The following is a 24,126-nucleotide window of genomic DNA, read 5'->3' as shown; positions in this document are numbered from 1 at the left end:
CGGGCGCGCCTTGTTGGGGTCCGACCCGGGGGGGGGCCCCCCCCGGCCCCCCCCCCCCGGGGGGGGGGGGGCCCCCCCCCCCCCACCCCCGTTCGCGTACCCGCGCTCGCACCCCGTTCGCGTACCCGCGCCCGGGTCCCGGGCGGCCCGGATCGCACCGTCCCACATGGCGGATGGCGTCTGCGCAGGCATGCGTGTTGTATCTAAGGTGTGCGCATGACTTCCCCCGCGCCCGCCTCGGCCGCCAAGGACGCCCGGCGTACGCCCGCTGCCGAGCGGGTGTACGCGCATGTCAAGCAAGCCGTCCTCGAACGGCGCTACGAGGGCGGGGTGCTGCTGACGGAGGGCGAACTCGCGGAGGCGGTCGGGGTGTCCCGGACCCCGGTGCGCGAGGGGCTGCTCCGACTGGAGGTCGAGGGCCTGATCCGGCTCTACCCGAAGAAGGGTGCCCTGGTCCTGCCGGTCTCCGCGCAGGAGATCGAGGACGTGGTGGAGACCCGGCTGCTGGTGGAGCAGCACGCGGTGCGCCGCGCGGTGCCCGTCTCGCGTCCGCTGGTCGACCGGCTGGAGGAGACCCTGGCCGAGCAGATCGCGCACGCGGAGACCGGCGACCTGGCCGCCGTCTCGGCCGCCGACCGCTGCTTCCACGCCACGATCGTCGAGGCCACCGGGAACCAGATCCTCACCCGCCTCTACGACCAGCTCCGGGACCGCCAGCTCCGGATGGGGGTCGCGGTGATGCACGCGCACCCGGACCGGGTGGCCAAGAACATCGCCGAGCACGCGGACATCCTGCGCACCCTGCGCGAGGGCGACAGCGAGGCGGCGGCGCTCGCGGTGCACCAGCACGTGAGCCGGGTGCGCCACTTGGTGCGCGGCGAGGACCTGCGCGGGTACGGCCTCGGACAGGGTGGTCCGCGATGACCACGACACCGTCCGCCGGGGTCAGGCTGCCGGGGGATCCGCCGGGCGGCCCGCGCGCGATGTGGGTGTGGGGCATCGGCGTCGCGGTCTACTTCGTCGCGGTCACCTTCCGGACGAGCCTCGGCGTGGCCGGCATCGACGCGGCGCAGCGCTTCGACATCAACGCCTCGGCGCTCTCCAGCTTCTCGATCCTCCAATTGCTGGTGTACGCGGGGATGCAGATACCCGTGGGCCTGCTGGTGGACCGCTGGGGGACGCGCCGCGTCCTGCTGCTGGGCATCCTGCTGTTCACCGCGGGCCAGTTCGGCTTCGCGCTCGCGTCCGGCTACGGCACGGCTCTGGCTTTCCGCGCGCTGCTGGGCTGCGGCGACGCGATGACCTTCATCGCCGTACTGCGCCTGGGGGCACGCTGGTTCCCCGCGCGCCGGGGGCCGGTGATCGCACAGGTCGCGGCGCTGATCGGAATGTCGGGCAACCTCGTCACCACGCTGGTGCTGGCCCGGGTGCTGGACACCTTCGGCTGGCGGCCGACGTTCGCCGGGAGCGCGGCGGGCGGCCTGGTCATCCTGCTGCTGGTGTTCTTCTGCCTGCGGGACCACCCGGAGGGGTACGAACCGCCGTCGGTCCCCAAGACCGGCGACGGCGCGCCCGGACCGGGCTTCGTGCGGCGGCAGATCGGCGCGGCCTGGCGGGAGCCGGGCACCCGGGCGGGGATGTGGGTGCACTTCACCTGCCAGTTCCCGGGAATGGTCTTCCTGCTGCTGTGGGGGATGCCGTTCCTGGTCGAGGCCCAGGGGCTGGACAAGGGCACGGCGGGCGAGCTGCTGACCCTGGTCGTGGTCTCCAACATGTGCTGCGGCCTGGTGTACGGCCAGGTCATCGCACGCCACCATGCGGCTCGCACGCCGCTGGTGCTGGGCACCGTGGCCGCCACCGCGACGGCCTGGGCGACGGTCCTGGCCTGGCCGGGTCAGGCCCCGATGTGGCTGCTGGTGCTGCTGTGCGTGGTGCTCGGCGCCTGCGGGCCCGGTTCGATGATCGGCTTCGATTTCTCGCGGCCGGCCAATCCGCCCGAACGGCACGGCACCGCCTCCGGCATCGTCAACATGGGCGGCTTCACGGCGTCCATGACGACGCTGTTCGCTGTCGGCGTACTGCTCGATCTGACCGGTGACAACTTCCGGATCGCCTTCGCCTGCGTCTTCGTCCTGCAGGCCCTCGGCCTGGCGCAGTTCGCCCGGCTGCGGGTGCGTGCCGTCCGGCGGGAGCGGGAGCGCGTGGTGGCCAGCCGGGTGGAGGCGGTGCACGTCCCCGTGTGAGCGGACGGGCTCCACGGGTCCGGCACGGCGGTGGGCCGGGACCGGCGGGCGGCAGGCGCGGGCGGCGACGGCCCCGGCACCCCGGCGACGGGCCCCGGCACTCGGCCGTGTGACGGAGGCGCGGTGCCATGGCCGCACGGGGGCCGATGTCACGGCGGCACGGGTCGGACATGACAGCGCACGGGTGAACGTCACCACAGGCGACAGGCGACAGGCGACAGGCGACAGGCGACAGGCGACAGGCGACAGGCGACACGCGAACAGGCGGGGCCCGGAACGCCGGGGCCCGAGGTCAGGCTCCGACGGGACCGCGCCCCACCCTCACGGGGACCGGTGTCACGGCGTCACGGCGAAGTGCTTGAGTACGGCGTCGGCCAGGTCGGCGTCCCCGTCGATCTTCACGCGGTCCGCGACGGCCTCCGGCCGCACCCGGCCCGCGGCGAGCCGGGAGTAGGTCTCCCAGTCCATGGCCAGGGTGACGGCGGGGCCCAGCGAGACGCTGCTGTCCACGGTCCCGCGGCCGTCCTGGTCCACCCGCACCGTGCGCATGAACTCGACCGGGCCGCTGACGTCGAAGACGACGGCGCAGTTCGGCGGCGCCCCGGCGTCCTTGGCGACGACCTTCGGCAGCCCGGCCAGGAACACGTCCCGGGCCACCTGCGCGCCCGGCGAGTCCAGGTTGCCGGGCTTGTCCAGCGCACGCCGCAGGTCCTGTTCGTGCACCCACACGTCGAAGGCCCGCAGCATCAGTTGCCGCTCCAGCGGCAGCTTGCGCGGCCCGAACGGCACCACGCTGTTGACCTCGGCCTCCGCGCTGCGCTTCTCGTTGCGCAACTGGCGTGCGCGGCGGATGAGGGTGTATTCGAACTCGCTGGTCATCTCCGGCCCGGTGTGGTGCCGCCGCACGTCCACCTGCACTTCCATGTGCCGGCTGACCTCGTCGCGGACGTGGTAGATGTCGCGGGGGAGGGAGTGGATCGGCCGGGGATCGCCCAGCAGTTCGCATTCGACACCGATGATGTGGGAGACCACATCGCGGACCGACCACCCCGGGCACTCGGTCCGCCCGTTCCACTCCCCTTCCACAAGGGAAGTGACCAGCTCGGATATCGCTTCCATGGACTGCGTCCAGGCGTCAACGTAGGGCTGAAGGCTTGGGTGGTCGGTCACGGGACCCCTCGGCGTTGCGGTTCGTTCGCGGGCTGTGCAGGGCAGGGTGCTCATGATGGGTGCTCTCAAGTTACGCTGCGCCCGGGCACCCCGGCAGTGGTTTCGGGACGATGCTAGGCCCAATCGCCCCCCTCGATCGCATGGACGGTGGTACGGTGCGCGCTTCGCTTCTGCAGATTCAGGTCGACCCGGACGAGTCGGTGGCTTCCCGGCGCGAGCGGGTGGCCTCTCTCGTACGGGCCCAGGCAGAGGCCGACCTGGTGGTCCTGCCCGAGCTGTGGCCCGTCGGTGCCTTCGCGTACGAGCGCTTCGCCGCCGAGGCCGAGGAGGCGGATCCGGCCACCGGGCCGACGGCGCTGGCCATGTCGGCGGCGGCGCGGGACGCGGGCGTGTGGCTGCACGCGGGCTCCATCGTGGAGAAGGGGACGGAGGGCGGCGCCCTCTACAACACCTCGCTGGTGTTCTCCCCCTCCGGCGAGCTCGCCGCCACCTACCGCAAGATCCACCGCTTCGGCTTCGACCGGGGCGAGGCCACCATGATGTCCGCGGGCACCACCCCGGTCACCGTGCCGCACCCGGAGACCGTACTCGGCCTGGCCACCTGCTACGACCTGCGCTTCCCCGAACTGTTCCGGGCCCTGGTGGACGCCGAGCCCGCGGGCGCCCAGGTGCTGATCGTCCCGGCCGGCTGGCCCGCCAAGCGCGCCGACCACTGGACGCTCTTCGCCCGCACCCGCGCCGTGGAGAACCAGTGCTTCGTCCTGGCCTGCGGCACGGCGGGCAGCCACGCGGGCGTCGCGCAGGCCGGCCGCAGCGCCGTCATCGACCCCTGGGGCGAGGTCCTGGCGCAGACCGACAGCACCGAGGAGACCACCGTCACCGCCGATCTCGACCTCTCCCAGGTGGCGAAGGTCCGCGAGTCCTTCCCGGTGCTCAAGGACCGGGTGCTCTGAGGGCCCTGGTGTTCTGAGGGCCTGTTCTGCTGCGGGACTCGGACGCCGGGAGCCCGCTCAGCGGTCGTCGGCCTGCTCCGGCTCGCGGGTGTCGCTCAGCGGTGCGCCGAACCACCTGTGCAGCGCGGCCCGCAGCCCCCTGACGTCGTCCGGTGCGTGTCCGGTCCACGCCACGTGGCAGTCGGGACGGAGGAGCAGCCCGGTCGCGCTCGTGCCCTCCGCCGCCGTGCCGCTGACGACGTCGATCCGGTCCTGCCAGGGCGTCGCGGCCTCGGCGAAGCCGCCCCACAGGTCCAGCAGCAAGGGCCGGGCGGTGCTCGTCAGTTCGGCCAGTCGGCGGGTGCCCGCACCGGTGTGCACCACGAGGTCGGGCATGAAGCTCTCGGTGGTGCCGGCGAGCAGGTGGGCCACGCGCGCGGTGCCGTCGGGTGCGGCCAGCAGGTCGCCGAATACGGTCCGCAGGGCGCTGACTTCCGGTCCCGGCCGCATCAGCGCCGTCTGGGCCAGAGTCGAGGCCATGACACGTTCGGCGACGGGCCGGCGTTCCTCGTCGTAGGTGTCGAGCAGCCCTTCGGGAGCCCACCCCCGGACTGTCGCGGCCAGCTTCCAGCCGAGGTTGACCGCGTCCTGCAGGCCGAGGTTGAGGCCCGGGCCGCCGATCGCCGCGTGCACGTGCGCCGCGTCGCCCAGGAGCAGGATCCGCCGGTCCCGGTAGCGCTCCGCCAGCCGGGTGTTGCCGCCGACCAGCCGCCGCAGCAGGTGCGGCCCCGCTCCCTCCGGCGGATCCAGTGGGACGGGGGCGCCCAGTACGCGTTCGGCGCTCGCCCTCATCTCTTCGAAGGTCATCGGGGTGGTCGCGTCGACGGGCGCACCGGTCTCGGTGGTGTGAAAGGTGGGCGCACGGCCGGGCAGCAGTCCCCACACGGCAGTGCCGCGCTCCGTGCGCACGTACAGCGAGGGCGGCAGGCTGCCGTAACCGGGGACGATCAACTCGCTGTCCGGGCTCAGCCACGCGTCCGCCACGGACACGTTCGCGGAGCGGAGGACGAAGTCGTCGGTCGTCACTCCGGGGAAGCCGATGCCGGACAGGCGCCGCACGGTGCTGCGGCCCCCGTCGGCCCCGACGAGGTAGCGGGCGGCGAGGGTCCCACCGTCCGCGAGGGTGACCCGGACGTGGTCGCCGTCCTGGTCCAGATCGGTCACCTCCTGCTCCCTGCGCAGGTCGACGCCGAGTTCCACGGCGCGTTCGGTGAGGACCTGCTCGATCCGCTCCTGCGGTGCCGGGAGCAGGTACAGGGGGTTCTCGTCGAGACCGGTGAGGTCCAGCGTCAACGCGCCGAACATGTAGCGGGACGCGGGTCGTGGCGGCCCGCCGGATCCGCTGACGCGCGTGTGGAGCCCCCGTCGGTCGAGCATGCGCACCACCTGGCCGACCAGGCCGTTGGCCCGGGGCTCGGTCTTCGGGCCGGCGAGGCGTTCCAGCACGGTGGGCCGCACCCCGGCAAGTGCCAGCTCACAGGCCAGCATCAGTCCGTTCGGGCCGCCGCCGACTATGACCACTTCAAGCATGATATTTCTTCCCTTCGGGGCATGGAGGGACGGAGGCTGCGGGTGGCAGCCTCCGTGCGGGGTGGAAGAAGTGGCTCTAGGGAGTGGGGAGTCCGGTGGCCACCATGCGCAGTGCCCGGGACAGCAGCGTCTCCATCGACTCGTCCGTGTCGCCCTGCACGAACAGTTCGAGGGCGACGTTGTTGGCGGCCATCACGCTCGCCGCCACCAGGCGAGGATGGAGTTCGGATCCCGAGTCCGCGCCCGTGCGCTCGGCGATCGCCGCGGCGAGTTCCTTCTCCGCGATCTTGCTCGCGCGCAGCATCTCGGCTTCCAGAGCGGGTTCGGCCAGCATCACCCGCAGGCCGGCCGCCCATGCGTCGGGCTCCTGGGGCGGCATTCGTGCCACTTCGGGACCAGGCTCCAGCTGCCGCATCGCCGCGCGTGTGATGGCCTCCCACAACGGCTCACCGGGTGGCCCGGCACGGAGTTCGGCCGCGAGCCCCAGGGCGCGTTCGAGGTGGCGGAACGCGATGGCCTCGGCCTTGCTGGAGAAGTAGTTGTTGTAGGTGCGCGGAGAGACGCCGACGGCCGCGGCGATGTCCTCGACCTTGACCCCGCCCCACCCGTGCTCGACGGTGAGCCGGACCGCGGCCCAGCTCAGCGCTGCGCGCGTGGCCTCCTTCTTCCGTTCCCGAAGACCGCTCATGGCACCCACGCTAACAAAGACTGCGTGCCACGCAAATATACGTGCCACGCAATTTCTCTCGGTCGGGCTCCGCCGTGCCGCCGCCCAGGACCGGACGGGGCGCCGCCGGCCGCCGGGCGCGCGCGGCACCGTCCGCTGTCCACAGCCCCGACCGCGCGTCCAGGGGGAATGGCAAGCTTGAACCCATGAACGATGCCGCCCCGGCGCCCACCTCCGCGTCCACCCCCGAGCCCCGCAGCCGTGCCCGAGTCCGCGCCCCCGAACTGCGGGGACGCTCCTGGATCAACACCGGCGGCGAAGAGCTGTCCCTGGCGGACCTCCGGGGCCGGACGGTGATCCTCGACTTCTGGACCTTCTGCTGCATCAACTGCCTGCACGTCATCGACGAACTGCGCGAGTTGGAGGAGCGGCACAAGGACACGGTGGTCGTCGTCGGGGTGCACTCGCCCAAGTTCGTGCACGAGGCCGAGCACGCCGCCGTGGTGGACGCCGTGGAGCGGTACGGGGTGGCGCACCCGGTGCTGGACGACCCGGACCTGGCCACGTGGAAGCAGTACGCGGTGCGGGCGTGGCCGACGCTGGTGGTGATCGACCCGGAGGGGTACGTCGTCGCGCAGCACGCCGGTGAGGGGCATGTGCACGCGATCGAGCGGCGGGTGACCGAACTGGAGGCCGAGCACGAGGCCAAGGGGACGCTGCGACGCGGCCTCGCGCCGTTCACCCCGCCCGAGCCGGTCGCCGGTGAGCTGCGCTTCCCGGGGAAGGTGCTGGCCCTGCCGGGCGGGACGTTCCTCGTCTCGGACACCACGCGGCACCAGGTGGTGGAGCTCGCCGCGGACGGGGAGACGGTGCTGCGCCGGATCGGCTCCGGGGAGCGGGGGCTGGCCGACGGTGCGGCGGAGGCCGCGCGGTTCAACGAGCCGCAGGGCCTGGCGCTGCTGCCGGGCGGCGAGGTGCTGGTCGCCGACACCGTCAACCACGCGCTGCGCCGCCTCGATCCGACCACCGGTGCGGTGCTGACCGTCGCGGGCACCGGCGCGCAGTGGTGGCAGGGCGCGCCCACCGAGGGACCCGCGAGGGAGGTGGCGCTCTCCTCGCCATGGGACGTGGCCTGGTTCGAGGGGCGCGTGTGGGTCGCGATGGCCGGGGTGCACCAGTTGTGGACGTACGACCCGGAGAGCGGCACCGTCGCCGCCGCCGCGGGTACGACGAACGAGGGGCTGGTGGACGGTCCGGCCGCCGAGGCGTGGTTCGCGCAGCCGTCCGGGCTGGCGGTCGCCGCGGACGGCAGCACGCTGTGGGTCGCCGACTCCGAGACGAGCGCCCTGCGCCGGATCGAACGGGAGCGCGCGCACGACGGCGAGGACGCCGAGAGCCCCGGGGCCGACGAGCACAGCGACGGCGGCCGGTTCGTGGTGCGGACCGTGGTCGGCACCGGCCTCTTCGACTTCGGCCACCGCGACGGCCCGGCCGGCCAGGCGCTGCTCCAGCACCCGCTGGGGGTCACGGCGCTGCCGGACGGGTCGGTCGCCGTCTGCGACACCTACAACCACGCGCTGCGCCGCTACGACCCCGCCACCGGTGAGGTGAGCACCCTGGCCACCGAACTGCGGGAGCCCTCGGGTGCGGTCCTGGCGCCCGGCGCCTCCGGCGAGGCGGACGGCACACCGGAGATCGTCGTCGTCGAGTCGGCGCGGCACCGGCTGACCAGGCTGCGGCTGCCCGAGGACGCGGTGCGGGTCGAGGGCGTGGCACACCGCACCCAACGGGCGGCCACCGAGGTGGCGCCCGGCGCCCTGCGGCTGGATGTGGTCTTCCAGGCCCCGGCGGGGCAGAAGCTCGACACCCGGTACGGCCCCGCGACCCGGCTGGTCGTCAGCTCGACCCCGCCCGAGCTGCTCGCCGAGGGCGAGGGCACGGGCACCGAGCTGCACCGCGAGGTCCGGCTGGCGGGAGCGGAGGGCACCGAAGGGGTGCTGCACGTCTCGGCGATGGCCGCGTCCTGCGACGAGGAAGGCGAGTACCCCGCCTGCCATATGCACCAACAGGACTGGGGCGTGCCGGTGCGGCTGACCGCCGGAGGCGCGGACCGGCTGCCGCTGGTGCTGGCGGGGCTGGACAGTTGACCGCGCCGGCCGAGACGGCACGGTGACCGGTCACCACACGGCCGCGTATGTCGACCCGTTGACCCTGGCGTGGGTCGGCCGGCACCTGGAGAGCGGCGAACGGGTCGTCGGGACCGAGGCACTGCACGGCGGCATCACCGCCGAAATGCGGCGGCTGACCGTCGGCACGGCCGACGGAAGCACTCGTGACCTGGTGCTGCGGAGCTTCGTCGACCCGTTCTCCATGGGCCGTGCCGAGGACTGGCTGAACCGGGAGACCGATGCCCTGGCCCTGCTCAGGGGGACGGGCGTGCCGGCTCCGGGGCTGGTCGCGGCGGATCCGACCGCCGCGCACTGCACCTTCCCGTCGCTGCTGATGACGCATGTGGCCGGCCGAACGGTCCTCGACGACGTTGGGGTGGAGACACGTGTTCCCCTGCTGGCCCGCCAACTCGTGGCGATCCACGCGTTGCGGCCCGCCGTGCGGCCCCGGCAGTACGAGGCGTTGACGACGGCCGACACCGTCGTGGTGCCGAAGGGCGCCGACGCGGCGGCATGGGCCGCGGCGATCGACGTGATCCGCAGCCCCGCGCCGTCCTGTGAAGGGCGCTTCCTGCACCGGGACTTCCAGCCGGGCAACGTGCTGTTCGATGCGCCGCCCGCACGTCCGGCAGCCGCCCGGATCACCGGCGTCGTCGACTGGGCGGCGGCTTCCTGGGGCCCGGCGGACCTCGATGTGGCGCACTGCTCCACCGTCCTCGCGCTCCTGCACGGCCCGGCGTGGGGTCTGCGGTTCACCGAGGCGTACCAGGAGGCCGGCGGGGTGCTGGCGGCGGCTCCGGGCGAGCGGCACTACTGGCAGGTGCGGGACGGTCTGGCGTGCTCGGAGGAAGTGCAGGCGGTGGCACGGCCATGGCGGGAAGCAGGGAGGACGGAGCTGACGACGCGAGCCGTGGAGGAGCGGCTGGATGCCTATGTCACGGCGCTGATGGACGCGCCGGTCTGACGGGGGTGCGCCCGGCCGGTACGGCCGGCCGGGACCGAGGGGCCGTACCCGTCCCGGAGAAGGGAGAGGGCCGAGAGGGCTGCCCGGCTCACTCCAGGTGGTGGCGGTTGTACTCCTCGACGACCGGGGCGCCGGGGGACGGGGGCTGCACCCGGCGGCGCTTGAGGATGCTGATGTAGGCGCACAGTCCGATCGTGCCGACGATCAGCAGGATGATGCCCATCAGGTCGACGTTGATCCCGCTGATGTCGATGTCGACCGCCAGGGTCAGAATCGCCCCCAGGGCCATCATGCCGATGCAGATGACGATGCCCATGAGTTGCCTCCAAGCACGGTTGAGCCGTCTCGGCTCGTTCGGGCCGAACTGGCTCTTCGGCCGGGCGGATTCGCTTGCCGCGCGCGGGTACCCGGTTCTGTCGGAGGCAATCACCTGCCGCGCTGTCCCGGACTCCGCGGCTGCGCGGGGTCCGGGACGGGCGGTCGGTCACGGTCGCAGGCGTGCGGACCGGGTCATTCGCCGAGGAACGCCGTGAGGCAGTTGGCCAGCAGGTAGGGGTCGTCGGCGCCGCACAGCTCCCGGGCCGAGTGCATCGAGAGGATCGCGACGCCGATGTCGACGGTGGTGATGCCGTGGCGTGCGGCGGTGATCGGGCCGATGGTGGTGCCGCAGGGCACGTCGTTGTTGGAGACGAAGCTCTGCCACGGGACGCCCGCGCGTTCGCAGGCCGCGGCGAAGACGGCGCGTCCGGAGCCGTCGGTGGAGTACCGCTGGTTGACGTTGACCTTGAGGATCGGGCCGCTGTTGGGCAGCGGGTGGTGGCCGGGCTCGTGCCGCTCGGGGTAGTTGGGGTGCACGGCGTGCCCGGTGTCGGAGGAGAGGCAGACGGTGCCCGCCCAGGCGCGGGCCCGGTCCTCGTAGGTGCCGCCGCGGGCGAAGACGGAGCGCTCCAGCACCGAGCCGAGCAACGGCCCGTCGGCGCCGGTGTCGGACTGGCTGCCGTTCTCCTCGTGGTCGAAGGCGGCGAGCACGGGGATCGCGGTGGGCTCGGCGTCGGCGCCGCGGCCCGCCGCGGCGGTCAGCGCGGCGACCCCGGCGTGCACGGACAGCAGGTTGTCCATCCGTGGACCGGCCACGAGTTCGCGGTCCCGTCCCAGGTAGGCGGGGGGCTCCACGCTGTGCGTCATCAGGTCCCAGCCGGCGATGTCCTCGACCGGGAGTCCGCTCTCCTCGGCGAGGAAGCGCAGCAGGTCGCCCTCCTCGGTTCTGCCCAGGCCCCACACGGGCGTCATGTGGCGCTGGCGGTTCAGCTTGAGGCCGTCGTTGACCTGCCGGTCGAGGTGGATGGCGAGCTGCGGTACGCGCAGCAGGGGGCGGTCCACGTGCACCAGGTGGGTGGAGCGGTCGCGCAGGGTCAGCCGGCCGCTGAGGCCCAGGTCGCGGTCGAGCCAGGTGTTGAGCAGGGCGCCGCCGTAGATCTCGACGGCGATCTGCCGCCAGTTGTGGGCGCCGGTGTCGGGTACGGGCTTGACGCGCAGGTTGGGCGAGTCGGTGTGGGCGCCGACGATCCGGAAGGGGGTGCCCGGCAGGGCGCCCTCGGGGACGTACCAGGCGATGAGCGCGCCGCCGCGCAGGACGTACTTGCCGCCTGTGGTGGCGTCCCACGTCTCGGTCTCCCGGACCTGCCGGAAGCCGGCCTTCTCCAGTTGCGCGGCCGCGTTCGCCACCGCGTGGTAGGGGGAGGGGCTGGCGGCGAGGAAGGACAGCAGACCGTCGGTGTGACCGCGGTCGAACGGCGTGGCGTTGCTCATGGGCCCACTTTACGGCGCGGTGTCCGGGCGCCGGGCGCGTGGTCGTCCCCGCTCGGGACGGGCAGCCCGCCGTGGCGGCGGCGCCTCGCCCCGGTCGCGGCAGCGCGCCGCTCCGGTGGCGCCGAGGCCGTTCCGGCCGGTCGGGCCGAGCGGCTGCGGCAGCGTCCTGCTCCCGGCGTCCCCTTCCCGGCGGCGTCCCGTTCCCGGCACCGTCCCGTTCCCGGCGGCGTCCCGTTCCCCGCACAGCAGCGCCCCGCTCCCAGGGCGGCGGGAGCGGGGCGCGGGGGCCGGGTACCGGCCCGGCATCAGGGGCGCGGGAGGCTCAGAACGCCTTCTCGTCGAGCTCCATGATCGAGAGGTCCACCGCGTCGGCCAGCTCGCGCTGGACGGCGACCTGCGGCAGCACGTTCGCGGCGAAGAACTTCGCCGCGGCGATCTTGCCCTGGTAGAACGGCACGTCCTTGGCGGCGGCGCCCGCCAGCTTCTCGGCGGCCACGGCGGCGCCGCGCAGCAGCAGGTAGCCGATGACGACGTCGCCCGCGGTCAGCAGGAAGCGGGTGGTGTTGAGCCCCACCTTGTAGATGGACTTGACGTCCTTCTCGGTGGCGGCCAGGTCGGTCAGCATGGTGCCGACGATGGCCTCCAGCTCCCCGGCGGCCTTGGCGAGGTGGTCGCGGGAGGCGGCCAGCTCCTCGCCGCCCTGCGCCTCGGCGAGGAACTTCTTGATCTCCTCGGACAGCGCGGTCAGCGCCTGGCCCTGGTCGCGGACGACCTTGCGGAAGAAGAAGTCCTGGCCCTGGATGGCGGTGGTGCCCTCGTAGAGGGTGTCGATCTTGGCGTCCCGGATGTACTGCTCGATCGGGTACTCCTGCAGATAGCCCGAGCCGCCCAGGGTCTGCAGGGACTGCGCGAGCTGCTCGTAGGACTTCTCCGAGCCGTAGCCCTTCACGATCGGCAGCAGCAGGTCGTTGAGGCGGTGGGCCGCGGTGGCGTCCTCGCCGCTGTGCTCCTTGAGCAGGACCTCGTCCTGCACCGTGGCGGTGTAGAGCACCAGGGCGCGCATGCCCTCGGCGTACGCCTTCTGGGTCAGCAGCGCACGGCGTACGTCCGGGTGGTGGGTGATGGTGACCCGGGGCGCGGTCTTGTCCGTGAACTGGGCCAGGTCGGCGCCCTGCACCCGCTCCTTGGCGTACTCCAGCGCGTTCAGGTAGCCGGTGGAGAGGGTGGCGATCGCCTTGGTGCCGACCATCATCCGGGCGAACTCGATGATCTTGAACATCTGCCGGATGCCGTCGTGCTTCTCGCCCAGCAGCCAGCCCTTGGCGGGCTGGTTGGCGCCGAAGGTCATCTCGCAGGTGTTGGAGACCTTCAGGCCCATCTTGTGCTCGACGTTGGTGGCGTGGACGCCGTTGCGCTCGCCCAGCTCGCCGGTCTCCCAGTCGAAGTCGTACTTGGGCACGATGAACAGCGACAGGCCCTTGGTGCCGGGGCCGTGGCCCTCCGGGCGGGCCAGCACGAAGTGCACGATGTTCTCGGACAGGTCGTGCTCACCGGAGGTGATGAAGCGCTTCACGCCCTCGATGTGCCAGGTGCCGTCGGCCTGCTCGGTGGCCTTGGTGCGGCCGGCGCCGACGTCCGAGCCGGCGTCCGGCTCGGTGAGCACCATCGTGGAGCCCCACTGCTTCTCGGCCATCAGCGAGGCGATCTTGTGCTGCTCCTCGGTGCCCTCCTCGTGCAGCACGCCCGCGAAGGCCGGGCCCGAGGCGTACATCCACACGGCCGGGTTGGAGCCCAGGATCGTCTCGGCGAAGCCCCACAGCAGCGAGCGCGGCGCCGTGGTGCCGCCGATCTCCTCCGGGATGCCCAGGCGCCACCACTCGGCGTCCATGTACGCCTGGTAGCTCTTCTTGAAGGCGGCGGGTACCGGTGCGGTGTTGGTGTCCGGGTCGAAGACCGGCGGGTTGCGGTCGCCCTCCTCGTAGGAGGCGGCCAGCTCGTTCTCGGCCAGCCGCGCGATCTCGGACAGCACGTTCTTGGCGGTCTCGACGTCCATCTCCGCGAACGGTCCGGTGCCGTACACCGTGTCGCGCCCGAGCACCTCGAAGAGGTTGAACTCGATGTCGCGGAGATTCGACTTGTAATGCCCCATGGCGACGGCTCCGTAGTGGCTCGCTCGTACTTGTCAGTAGTCCCATAGATGATGCTACCCGTCGGTAATAAGAAGCAACCCCTCACCACCCCTCTGTGACTCGTTACTCTTTTCGCTATGTACGGTTACGACCAGACCGGTGCTCCCCCCGGACAGGGCCATGGGCCGCAGCCCGGGCAGGGCCACGGCGGGCACGGCTACCAGCACGCCGGGCACGGCCCGCATCCCGGTCAGCAAGGTCACCAGGCGCCGCCCCCGCCGCCGTACGGAGCGCACCAAGGGCCGCCGCAGTACGGCCAGCCGGGAGGGCAGCAACAGCAGCCGCTCTACCCCGAGCCGTCGCCGCCCTCCCTCCAGGAGTCGATCCGCGCCTTCACGACGGGCTCGATGAGCGCCGAGGACTTCCAGGGCATCTTCTCCACCTCCAAGGTGTACTGCCCGCGCGGCGACACCCCCGGTTTCCTCGCGCTGCACAACACCCAGCAGCCGGTCATCCCGATGTTCAGCACCCTCAAGGAGCTGCGCGCCTACGCCGGCAAGGAGTCGAAGTACTTCGTCATCACCGGTGCCGAGGTCCTCGACCTGCTGCCGTCGGGCTACGGCTTCGTGCTCGACATGGAGGGCGAGCACCGCGTGGTCTTCGATGCCAAGGCGGTCGAGGAGATGGTCGACTTCGCGATGCGGCGGATGTACGGCTGAGCCGACGGGTGTGCGGCTGAGCGGCGGATGTACGGCTGAGCCGACAGGCGCGCGGCCGCCGCCATGCGCGGGCATGCGCCGCCACGCGCCCGGCGCCCTCAGTCCTCGGGCGGCAGGGGTGGCAGAGGGACCTCCGCGTCCAGGGCCTCCCACCGGTCCAGGGGCGGCTCCCCGGCGCTCTCCCGGGCTCCCTCGCCGGAGCCTGCAGCACCCTCGCCGGAGCCTACAGCTCCCCCGCCGGAGCCTGCAGCTCCCCCGCCGGAGTCTGCGGCTCCCTCGCCCTCGCCCGCCGGGGCGGCCGGGTCCCGCTCGTGGATCTCGAACCAGGTGCGCTTGCCTTCCCCGCGCGGGTCCACTCCCCACCGGTCGGCGAGCATGCCCAGCAGCATCAGCCCCCGCCCCGAGGAGGCGAGCTCCCCCGGGCTGCGGCGGTGCGGCAGCTCGTCGCTGGGGTCGGAGACCCCGACCCACAGGGTGCGGCCCTCGCCGTGCCGCGGCACGGTGATCTCCGCCACCAGCACCGCGTCCCCGTCCGTGTGCACCAGGACGTTCGTCAGCATCTCCGAGAGCATCAGGACGGCGCCGTCGACCTGGTCCGGATCGCACCAGTCGTGCAGCAGGTCGTGGAGCTGGTGGCGGGCGTCGGCGATGCGGTCCGGCTGGGCCTGCGCGACGGTCAGCACGGTGCGCCGGGTGGTGACGGGTGCCCCGGCCGCCGGGGCGCCCGCGCCGGTGGCGCTCCGGGCGAGCAGCAGCAGTGCGATGTCGTCCTCGCGCCGGTCGGCGGGCGCACCTGTCGGGTCCCAGGAGGTGTCGCGGCCGCCCTGCACCGCCTGGACGAGGGCGTCGGCGAGCTGCTCCAGCGCTGGACTCCCGGTCGTCTGTCCGCTGCGCCCCGCCAGCTCCTCGGCGACCCGGCTGATCCGCTCCCACCCCGTCCCCAGGTCGTGGCCGCCCGCCTCGATCAGCCCGTCGGTGCACATCAGCAGCCGCTCCCCCGGCTCCAGCACCAGCCGGCTGACCGGGTACTCCGCGTCGGGTTCGATGCCCAGCGGCAGGCCCCCCGCGGTGGCGCGGACCAGCAGCGGGCCGTCCGGGAGCTGCACCGCGGGGTCCGGGTGCCCGGCGCGGGCGACGTCCAGCGCCCCGGTCTCCTGGTCCACCTCGACGTAGAGGCAGGTGGCGAACCGCGGCTCGGGGTGGTCGGCGGGCTCGGGCCCCGCGGCCGCGCCGAGCGGCGCGTGGTCCGCCGTCTCCTCGGCGGGGGCGGTGGGGGGCGGCGCGTTGACGCGTTCGCCGGCGCTCATCCCGTGCAGGAAGCGGGAGGCGCGGGAGAGCACCGCGTCCGGGTGGTGCCCCTCGGAGGCGTAGGCGCGTACCGCCACCCGCAGCTGGCCCATGATGCTCGCCGCGCGGACGTCGTGGCCCTGGACGTCGCCGATGACCAGCGCGGTGCGGCCGGAGGGCAGCGGGATGACGTCGTACCAGTCGCCGCCGATCTGCAGTCCGCCCCCGGTCGGTACGTAGCGGGCCGCCAGGTCCATGCCGGGGACGGCCGGGCTGTGCGCGGGCCGCATCACCCGCTGGAGCCGGGCCGACAGCTCGCGCTCGGACTCGTTGAGCATGGCCCGGGAGAGCGACTGGGCCAGCATCCGCGCCACCGTGGTCAGCAGGGCGCGTTCGTCGGGGGTGAACGCGAGGGGCCCGGCGAAGGCAGCCATCCATGTGCCGATGGTGCGCCCGGCGACGGTCAGCGGCAGGAACGCCCACGCGGCATGCCCGGGCTGGGACTCGGCGGGGCGTGCGGCGGGGAAGCGGTCGGCGTATTCGGCGGGGTCGTGCAGGTAGACGGCGCGGCCCGTGCGCACGGCCTCGGCCGCCGGGTCCTCGTCCGAGAGGTGCAGCCGGGAGCCGCTGCCGCGCGGCCCGTAGCCGCCGCCGGGCACGGACGGGTGGCCGGGCCGCGGGGGCGCGCCGGGGGAGGCGCCGTAGACGGTGAGCCGGTCACCGCTGAGGACGAAGACGGCCAGCGCTTCGGGGAAGAAGCCCGGCATGGCCAGCGACGAGGCGACCCGCAGCACGTCGGCCGTGGTGTACGCCTCGGCCAGCGCCCGCCCGGTGTCCAGCAGGAACGCCTCGCGGTTGCGCCGCCAGTCCCACTCGCCAGCCGGCCGCGGCCGCCGGGCGGTTCCGGCGGCGGGACGGGGCGAGGGCCGCGCTCGGGCGGCTCCCGCGCCCGGTGTGCGGCCTCCGGAGTCGCGGGCCGAGGGGTGCCGCGGCTCGTCCGGCCGCGTCGCGCTCTCCGGTTCGGGCACCTCGTAGAGCAGCCCGGTCAGCGCGGTGGCGGTCTCGGGCGCCCCTGTGCCGCGCGTCGGGCCGACGGGGGCGGCGGGGCCGGCCCGGCCGGCCGGAGTCGTGGTGTCGGACGTCGTGGTGCCGGACGTCGTGGTGCCGGACAGGGTGCCGGCGGTGCCCGGGGCGCCGGGGGCGGGGGTTCCGTCGGGTGTTTCCGGAGCTTCTGGAGCGCCCGTGGCCTCCGGAGCCTCCGGGCCGCCCGTGGCCTCCGGGGCCTCCGGGATGTCCGGGGCTTCCTGGGCGCCCGGGGGCAGGGGGCGCAGCACGACGCGGACGGTCCGCCGGACCTGCCCGTCGGCGTCCACCACCCGCAGCAGCGTCTCGGCGGTGGTGTTCTCGGCCAGCGCGAGGGTGACGATGCCCTGGAAGCCGACGTAGTCGACGGCGTGCAGGTGGGAGCGGACGGCGCTGCCGGAGAGGGTGCGGGCGCGGTGGGTGCCGGTCTGCGCTTCCGGCGGCTCCTCGGCGATCCCCAGGAGGCGGGCCGCGCGGGCGTCGAGCGTTACCAGACCGGTGGCGTTGTCCCAGGTCCAGAGCCCGGCGCCCAGGACAGCCAGGGCGTCGTCGGTGCGCATTGCACCACTTTATGCAGAGTCGTCGGGTTGGGGAAACGGGGGCGAGGCGGGGTGGTCCAGGGCGGTACTCTGAGGGGCACTCCACTGTGACCCCTGAGCCGAACGACTTGGATGAATGATGCATCGGTACCGGTCCCACACCTGCGGCGAGCTTCGCGCCTCGGACGTCGGCACTGACGTCCGGCTGAGCGGCTGGCTGCACAATCGCCGGAACCTTGGCGGCATCCTCTTCATCGATCTGCGCGACCACCACGGCATCGTCCAGCTCGTGGTCCGGGACGAGGCCGGCGAGATCGACGAGCAGCTCGGCTCGCTGGCCAAGGAGACGGTCCTGCGGGTGGACGGCAAGGTCACGGCCCGAGGTGCGGAGAACGTCAACCCCGAGCTGCCCACCGGTGAGATCGAGGTGGAGGTCACCGAGGTCGAGGTGCTGGGCGGGGCGGAGCAGATCCCGTTCACCATCAACGCCGAGGACGGCGTCAACGAGGAGCGGCGGCTGGAGTACCGCTTCCTCGATCTGCGCCGGGAGCGCATGCACCGCAATGTGATGCTGCGCAGCAAGGTCATCGCCGCCATCCGCGAGAAGATGGTCGCCCAGGGCTTCAACGAGATGGCGACGCCGATCCTCTCGGCCACCTCTCCCGAGGGGGCCCGCGACTTCCTCGTGCCCTCCCGGCTGCACGCGGGCAGGTTCTACGCGCTGCCGCAGGCGCCGCAGCAGTTCAAGCAGCTGCTGATGATCGCCGGGTTCGACCGCTACTTCCAGATCGCGCCCTGCTTCCGCGACGAGGACGCGCGCGCCGACCGCTCGCCGGGCGAGTTCTACCAGCTCGACATGGAGATGAGCTTCGTCGAGCAGGAGGACGTCTTCCAGGTCATCGAGACGGTGATGACCGAGCTGTTCCAGGAGCTGGGCGAGGGCCGCGAGGTCACCTCGCCGTTCCCGCGCATCCCCTTCCGCGAGGCGATGGTCAAGTACGGCTCGGACAAGCCGGATCTGCGCGCCCGGCTGGAGCTGACCGATGTCTCCGCGCTCTTCGCGGGCTCCGGCTTCAAGGCGTTCGCCGACAAGCACGTCCGGGCGCTGGCGGTGCCGGACACCGCGGCCCAGCCGCGCAAGTTCTTCGACTCGCTGGGCGACTTCGCCGTCGAGCAGGGCGCCAAGGGCCTGGCCTGGGTGCGGGTCGGCGAGGACGGCTCGCTGGCGGGGCCGATCGCCAAGTTCCTCACCGAGAACGACGTCAAGGCGCTCACCGACGCGCTGGGCCTCGTCCCCGGCCATGCGGTCTTCTTCGGTGCCGGTGAGTTCGACGAGGTCTCCAAGATCATGGGCGCGGTCCGTGTCGAGGCAGCCAAGCGCGCCGGGCACTTCGAGGAGAACGTCTTCCGGTTCTGCTGGATCGTGGACTTCCCGATGTTCGAGAAGGACGAAGAGACCGGCGAGATCGAGTTCTCGCACAACCCGTTCTCCATGCCCCAGGGCGGTCTCGAGGCGCTGCGCACCAAGGACCCGCTGGATGTGCTGGCCTGGCAGTACGACATCGTCTGCAACGGCGTCGAGCTGTCCTCCGGCGCGATCCGGAACCACGAGCCGGAGATCATGTTCGAGGCGTTCGGCATCGCCGGCTACTCCGAGGAGGAGGTCGAGCGCGAGTTCGGCGGCATGCTGCGCGCCTTCCGCTTCGGTGCTCCGCCGCACGGCGGGATCGCGCCGGGCATCGACCGCATCGTCATGCTGCTCGCGGACGAGCCCAACATCCGCGAGACCATCGCCTTCCCGCTCAACAACAACGCGCTCGACCTGATGATGGGCGCCCCGAGCGAGGTCGACGAGGCGCGGCTGCGCGAACTGCACCTCTCGCTGCGCAAGCCCCCGCAGGTCAAGCAGGCCGAGAAGGCCGAGAAGGCCAAGCAGGCCGAGTAGGTCGAGTAGGGCCACAGCAGGCCGCCCGGCCTGGTAGGGGCCGCCCGTGCCCCCTCCGCTTCCGACACGGTCCCCTCCGTACACATACGGAGGGGACCGTGTCGTTTTCTGCACCCGGGCGTCAATCGGCCGATCGAGCGGTCACTCTTGGTGGGGAGCGCGGCAAAGGAAGAACAACGGTCATCGATCGGCTACATATGTGCACGGAGACGACGACGATCTCTCCAACCCGGGCACATCCGGGGCACGATGCAACAGGGGGCGGCGGTCGGCCCTCGTGGCGGGACGTGTGCCGTCGCGCACGGCGCCCGCCGAGGGCGTCACGCACGGTGATACACCGCAGGTGTCGTGTGCAATGTGGCGGTCGAGCGACGAGAGTGACGGCGAAGGAGGTGGCGGCGTGCACGCCGAGGGCCCCAACCCGGGCACGTGTTGCCGCTGCGGTCTGCCGGTGCGGCACCGGGCCCTGATCGCGATCATCGAGACGGGTTCCGGACCCGGCGGCAGCGCGTACGCGTGCCTGCCCTGCGCACGCGACTACGCCAAGACCTCGCTGGCTCCGGAGTGGATCGGCGAGACGATCGCCCACGCGGAGGCGATGCGGCTGGCATGGGACGAGGAGCGCGAGGACGGCAGCCACCACCGCGGTCGGCCCCCCGTCTGACCTCCCGTCCGCCCGCGTCCGGCTTGGCAGCGTCCAACTCCGCCCGCGTCCGGCTTGGCAGCGTCCGACTCCGGCCCGTCCGGCTTCGCCGTGTCCGACTCCGCCCGCGTCCGGCTTGGCAGCGTCCGACTCCGGTCCGTCCGGCTTCGCCGTGTCCGACTCCGGTCCGTCCGGTCTCGGCCCGGGCCGCCCCGTCCCGCACCCCGCGAGCCCTGGCACTCCGGAGTCCCGCCCCCGGCGCTCCGGTCGGCGTCGGCACGGTGGGCGGCGCCGTATTCACCCGCGGTTCATTCCGCGGTCGCCCTGCCGCGTATCCGCGGCCTTAGCGTCACGGCGGCGTACGGCGTACAAGCGCACACCGCGCCCGGACCGGAGGAACGACCATGCGAAAGCCGCTGCCGCTGCTCACCGCGCACCCGACGGGAAGGTCGGCGATGACCTGCCGCTACCGCTGCGGCGACGCCTGCTTCCACGAGGTGCCCAACACCAGCACCAACGAGTACGCGGGTGACGTCATCGCCCGGGCCCTCTCGCGCCGCTCGGTGCTGCGCGCCGGTGCCGTCGTCGGGGTCGCCGCCGCGGCCGCGGGCGCCGGGATCGCCGGCCCCGGCGCCGGGACCGCCACCGCCGCGCCGCAGGGCAAGGGGCACCACCCGCACGGCGGACCGCACGGCAAGCCGGCCAAGGGCCTGCGGTTCGAACCCGTCGCGCCCAACACCGCGGACACCGTGACCGTTCCGGAGGGCTACGGGCAGAACGTCGTCATCCGCTGGGGCGAACCGATCCTGCGCGGGGCGCCGGACTTCGACCCGACGCGGCAGAGCGCGAAGGCCCAGGCAGGGCAGTTCGGCTACAACAACGACTTCCTCACGCTGCTCCCGCTGCACTCCCGGCACCACGGCCACGGCCACGGCCACGGCGCCGACCAGCTCCTGGTGGCCAACCACGAGTACACCGACGAGGAGCTGATGTTCGCCGGGTACGACCCGGAGCAGCCCACCCGCGAGCAGGTAGAGATCGCCTGGGCCGCGCACGGCCTGTCCGTCGTCGCGGTCGCCGGTGAGCGACGTACCGGTGCGCTGCACGCCGTGCCCCGCCACCCGCTCAACCGCCGGGTCACCGCCACCACCGAGTTCCAGGTCACCGGCCCGGCCGCGGGCAGCGCGCTGCTGCGCACGAAGGCCGACCCCAGCGGGCGCCGGGTGCTGGGCACGCTCAACAACTGCTCGGGCGGCACCACGCCGTGGGGCACGGTGCTCTCCGGCGAGGAGAACTTCAACCAGTACTTCGCCAACGCGGAGCGGGTGACCGACCCCGAGCGCGCCGCAACCCTCAAGCGGTACGGCATCTCGGGCGGAGCCAGCCAGCGGCGCTGGGAGGAGTTCGACGAGCGGTTCGACCTGACCGCGGAGCCGAACGAGGTGCACCGCTTCGGCTGGGTGGTGGAGCTGGACCCGTACGACCCCGACTCCGCGCCCCGCAAGCACACGGCGCTCGGCCGGTTCAAGCACGAGGCGGCCCAGCCGCGGCTGTCCCGGGACGGGCACGCCGTCGTCTACATGGGCGACGACGAGCGCTTCGACTACTTCTACAAGTTCGTCTCCAAGAACCGGATGCGCCGCGGGAAGAGCGCCGAGGACCGGCGGCACAACCTCTCCCTGCTGGACGAGGGCACGCTCTACGTCGCCAAGCTGACCGGCGACAGCCCGGCGGACGAGATCGACGGCGCGGGCACGCTGCCCGAGGACGGCGAGTTCGACGGCACCGGCCGGTGGATCCCGCTGGCCGCCGGGGACCGGTCGTTCGTGCCGGGGATGAGCGCCGAGGAGGTGTACGTCTTCACCCGGCTGGCCGCCGACAAGGCCGGTGCCACGAAGATGGACCGCCCCGAGGACATCGAGCCCAGCCCCCGCACCGGCCGGGTGTATGTGGCGCTGACCAACAACACCGACCGCGGCAAGGACGGCAAGCCGGGGCCCGACGAGGCCAACCCGCGCAACGCCAACAAGCACGGCCAGGTGCTGGAGTTCGCCGAGCGCCGCAACGACCCGACCTCGCGGACCTTCTCCTGGCGGCTCTTCCTGGTCTGCGGCGACCCCCAGGACCCGGGGACCTACTTCGGCGGCTTCCCCAAGGAGCAGGTCAGCCCGATCTCCTGCCCGGACAACGTCACCTTCGACGACTACGGCAACCTGTGGATCTCCACGGACGGCAACAAGCTCGGCTCGCACGACGGGCTGCACGGTGTCGCCACGGCCGGGCCGCGGCGCGGCGAGGTCCGGCAGTTCCTGACCGTCCCGACCGGCGCGGAGACCTGCGGGCCGCTGGTGCAGGACCGCCGGGTGCTCGTCGCGGTCCAGCACCCGGGCGAGGTGGACGGCGCCTCGGTGGAGAAGCCCGCCTCCTCCTGGCCGGACGGACCGGGCCACTATGTGCGCCCGGCGGTGGTGGCCGTCTGGCCCGAGGACGGCTCCCACGTCGGCCGCTGACCCCGGCCGCTGACCTCGGCCGCTGACCTCGGCCGCACGCGCGGGCGGCTGGTTTGAAATCGGGCAGCGGGAGCGGGCCCCGTCGGTGACATCCGGCGGGGCCCGGCCCGGTCCCGCTCCCCGGCTGATCCCACCCGCCCGGTGCGGGCCGGCCCCCGGTGCGGTCCGGTGGAGGCCGGTCCGGTGGAGGCCGGTCCGGCGGGGGCCGGTCCGGTGGGGGCCGCGGTGTGCCGTGCGCGGTGGGGGCCGGGCTGGCCGTGCGCGGTGGCGGGGCCCGCGTACCCGTGCGAGGGTGACGGCAGGGCATCTGCGGCAGAGATGCCGAAATCAGGCGGAACGCCCCCCATCAAGCCAACCTCGCGGGTGCAGGTGCAGCCATGGAGCGAACCAGGATTCTGATCGTCGGCGGTGGCTTCGCCGGAGTCGAGTGCGCACGCGGACTGGAGCGAGGACTGCGGCCCGAAGAGGCGGAGATCAGCCTGGTCACCCCCGCCAGCTACGAGCTGTACCTCCCGTTGCTCCCGCAGGTCGCCGCCGGGGTGCTCACCCCGCAGTCGGTCGCGCCGCCGCTGCGCAGGCTGGTGCACCGGACCTCCATCGTCCCCGGCATGGTCATCGGGATCGATCCGCACGACCGGATGTGCGTGGTCCGCCTCATCAGCGGCGAGACCGTCAATCAGCCCTACGACCGGCTGATCCTCACCCCCGGCAGCGTCACCCGTAGCTTCGACATCCCGGGTCTGAACGAGCAGGCGCGCGGGATGAAGACGCTCGCCGAGGCCGCTTATGTGCGCGACCATGTGATCGCCCAGCTCGACCTGGCGGCGGCCAGCACCAACGAGCAGGAGCGGGCCGAGCGACTGCAGTTCGTGGTGGTCGGCGGCGGCTACGCGGGCACCGAGACCGTCGCCTGCCTGCAGCGGCTGACCAACTCCGCAGCCAAGCGCTATCCGCGGCTCGATCCCGACCTGATCAAGTGGCATCTGCTGGACGTCGCCCCCAAGCTGATGCCGGAGCTGGGCGAGAAGCTGGGGCGGCGCGCCCAGCAGATCCTGCGCGAGCGGGGGACGGACGTGTCGCTGGGGGTCTCGGTCGCCAAGGCGACCGAGCGGCGGATCACTCTGACCGACAACCGGGTGCTGCCCTCCCGCACCCTGATCTGGACGGCGGGCGTCGCCGCCAGTCCGCTGATCAGCACCCTGGACGCGGAGACGATCAAGGGGCGGCTCGCGGTCAACGCCGACTTCACGGTGCCCGGCCATCCCGGGGTGTACGCGCTGGGCGACGCGGCGGCGGTGCCGGATCTGACGAAGGTCGGTGGCGCGGTGTGCCCGCCCACCGCGCAGCACGCCGGGCGCCAGGGCAAGCACATGGCCCGCAATCTGATCGCCGCGCTGCGGGGCGAGCCCATGACGCCCTACCGGCACAAGGATCTGGGGCTGGTCGTGGATCTCGGCGGGACCAACGCGGTGGCCCGCCCGCTGGGGTACGAGTTCTCCGGGTTCCCGGCGCAGGTCATCACCCGCGGCTATCACCTGATGGCGCTGCCCACCTTCACGGCGAAGGTCCGCACGGTGGCGAACTGGAACCTCAACGCGCTGATGGGTGACGACTTCCTGCGTACCGGTTTCCTCTCGCGCCGCCCCGCGACCCTCCAGGACATGGAGGCCACGGACGCCTACCTCACCCAGGAGCGGGCGCGCGAGCTGACACCGTGAGGCGGGGTTG

At 72.8% G+C, this 24,126-nt stretch carries 17 protein-coding genes; 10 read left to right on the top strand and 7 right to left on the bottom strand.

What is annotated here, in order from left to right:
• Positions 1-216 precede the first annotated feature (216 nt).
• Together ACFYNS_RS09420 and ACFYNS_RS09415 are read left to right on the top strand one after the other, a co-directional pair.
• On the top strand, positions 217-924 hold the full coding sequence (locus ACFYNS_RS09420) for a GntR family transcriptional regulator (RefSeq protein ID WP_074998999.1): 708 nt from the start codon (positions 217-219) through the stop codon (positions 922-924).
• Entirely contained in the window at positions 921-2,243 is a 1,323-nt protein-coding gene (locus ACFYNS_RS09415) for an MFS transporter (RefSeq protein WP_360297246.1), read from the top strand. The genes ACFYNS_RS09420 and ACFYNS_RS09415 overlap by 4 nt, the downstream gene beginning before the upstream one ends.
• A 336-nt stretch (positions 2,244-2,579) precedes the next feature.
• Here ACFYNS_RS09415 and ACFYNS_RS09410 read toward each other — a convergent pair whose 3' ends face one another.
• Positions 2,580-3,413: a maleylpyruvate isomerase family mycothiol-dependent enzyme gene (locus ACFYNS_RS09410; RefSeq protein WP_360297243.1), complete on the bottom strand. Its 834-nt coding sequence runs from the start codon at positions 3,411-3,413 to the stop codon at positions 2,580-2,582.
• Between the two features lie 155 nt (positions 3,414-3,568).
• Here ACFYNS_RS09410 and ACFYNS_RS09405 point away from each other — a divergent pair, with 155 nt between their 5' ends.
• The gene (locus tag ACFYNS_RS09405; RefSeq protein ID WP_388601830.1) at positions 3,569-4,366 is read left to right on the top strand and encodes a carbon-nitrogen family hydrolase; all 798 of its coding nucleotides are present in this window, start codon (positions 3,569-3,571) and stop codon (positions 4,364-4,366) included.
• A gap of 57 nt (positions 4,367-4,423) precedes the next feature.
• Here the strand turns inward: ACFYNS_RS09405 and ACFYNS_RS09400 are convergent, their stop codons facing one another.
• On the bottom strand, positions 4,424-5,935 hold the full coding sequence (locus ACFYNS_RS09400) for an FAD-dependent monooxygenase (protein WP_360297237.1): 1,512 nt from the start codon (positions 5,933-5,935) through the stop codon (positions 4,424-4,426).
• A gap of 76 nt (positions 5,936-6,011) precedes the next feature.
• A complete protein-coding gene (locus tag ACFYNS_RS09395; protein ID WP_360297234.1) occupies positions 6,012-6,623 on the bottom strand; it encodes a TetR family transcriptional regulator in 612 nt (203 codons plus the stop codon).
• A 185-nt stretch (positions 6,624-6,808) separates the two neighbouring features.
• On the opposite strand from ACFYNS_RS09395, the gene ACFYNS_RS09390 reads away from it, so the two are divergent.
• Together ACFYNS_RS09390 and ACFYNS_RS09385 are read left to right on the top strand one after the other, a co-directional pair.
• Positions 6,809-8,749 carry an NHL domain-containing thioredoxin family protein gene (locus ACFYNS_RS09390; RefSeq protein WP_388601828.1) on the top strand — a complete coding sequence of 647 codons (1,941 nt, stop codon included), beginning with the start codon at positions 6,809-6,811 and terminating at the stop codon, positions 8,747-8,749.
• Between the two features lie 22 nt (positions 8,750-8,771).
• A complete protein-coding gene (locus ACFYNS_RS09385) occupies positions 8,772-9,734 on the top strand; it encodes a phosphotransferase family protein (RefSeq protein ID WP_388601826.1) in 963 nt (320 codons plus the stop codon).
• Between the two features lie 88 nt (positions 9,735-9,822).
• On the opposite strand, the gene ACFYNS_RS09380 is transcribed toward ACFYNS_RS09385, so the two are convergent.
• From ACFYNS_RS09380 to ACFYNS_RS09370, 3 genes are all read right to left on the bottom strand, one after another.
• Positions 9,823-10,050 carry a hypothetical protein gene (locus ACFYNS_RS09380; RefSeq protein WP_019356826.1) on the bottom strand — a complete coding sequence of 76 codons (228 nt, stop codon included), beginning with the start codon at positions 10,048-10,050 and terminating at the stop codon, positions 9,823-9,825.
• 194 nt (positions 10,051-10,244) lie between these two features.
• The gene (locus ACFYNS_RS09375) at positions 10,245-11,543 is read right to left on the bottom strand and encodes a M18 family aminopeptidase (protein WP_360297224.1); all 1,299 of its coding nucleotides are present in this window, start codon (positions 11,541-11,543) and stop codon (positions 10,245-10,247) included.
• A gap of 322 nt (positions 11,544-11,865) precedes the next feature.
• Positions 11,866-13,692: an acyl-CoA dehydrogenase gene (locus ACFYNS_RS09370; RefSeq protein ID WP_388601824.1), complete on the bottom strand. Its 1,827-nt coding sequence runs from the start codon at positions 13,690-13,692 to the stop codon at positions 11,866-11,868.
• Between the two features lie 117 nt (positions 13,693-13,809).
• Between ACFYNS_RS09370 and ACFYNS_RS09365 the strand changes: the two genes are divergently transcribed.
• A complete protein-coding gene (locus ACFYNS_RS09365) occupies positions 13,810-14,391 on the top strand; it encodes an SseB family protein (RefSeq protein WP_360297218.1) in 582 nt (193 codons plus the stop codon).
• Between the two features lie 98 nt (positions 14,392-14,489).
• Here ACFYNS_RS09365 and ACFYNS_RS09360 read toward each other — a convergent pair whose 3' ends face one another.
• A complete protein-coding gene (locus ACFYNS_RS09360) occupies positions 14,490-17,321 on the bottom strand; it encodes a SpoIIE family protein phosphatase (RefSeq protein ID WP_388601821.1) in 2,832 nt (943 codons plus the stop codon).
• Positions 17,322-17,439: 118 nt separating this feature from the next.
• Here ACFYNS_RS09360 and aspS point away from each other — a divergent pair, with 118 nt between their 5' ends.
• The 4 genes from aspS to ACFYNS_RS09340 all read left to right on the top strand — a co-directional run bounded on the left by aspS (position 17,440) and on the right by ACFYNS_RS09340 (position 24,116).
• The gene (gene aspS, locus ACFYNS_RS09355) at positions 17,440-19,245 is read left to right on the top strand and encodes an aspartate--tRNA ligase (RefSeq protein ID WP_388601858.1); all 1,806 of its coding nucleotides are present in this window, start codon (positions 17,440-17,442) and stop codon (positions 19,243-19,245) included.
• Between the two features lie 400 nt (positions 19,246-19,645).
• Positions 19,646-19,909, top strand: coding sequence for a hypothetical protein (locus tag ACFYNS_RS09350; protein WP_360302611.1), 264 nt, complete (start codon positions 19,646-19,648; stop codon positions 19,907-19,909).
• A 383-nt stretch (positions 19,910-20,292) separates the two neighbouring features.
• Entirely contained in the window at positions 20,293-22,398 is a 2,106-nt protein-coding gene (locus ACFYNS_RS09345) for a PhoX family phosphatase (protein ID WP_360302613.1), read from the top strand.
• A 377-nt stretch (positions 22,399-22,775) separates the two neighbouring features.
• Positions 22,776-24,116, top strand: a complete 1,341-nt coding sequence (locus ACFYNS_RS09340; protein WP_360302616.1) for an NAD(P)/FAD-dependent oxidoreductase — start codon at positions 22,776-22,778, stop codon at positions 24,114-24,116.
• The last annotated feature ends 10 nt before the right edge of the window (positions 24,117-24,126 follow it).

The organism is Streptomyces sp. NPDC006925 (assembly GCF_042869575.1).
In the GTDB taxonomy this organism is placed as follows: Bacteria; Actinomycetota; Actinomycetes; order Streptomycetales; family Streptomycetaceae; genus Streptomyces.
This window is presented reverse-complemented; position numbering and strand designations above follow the sequence as displayed.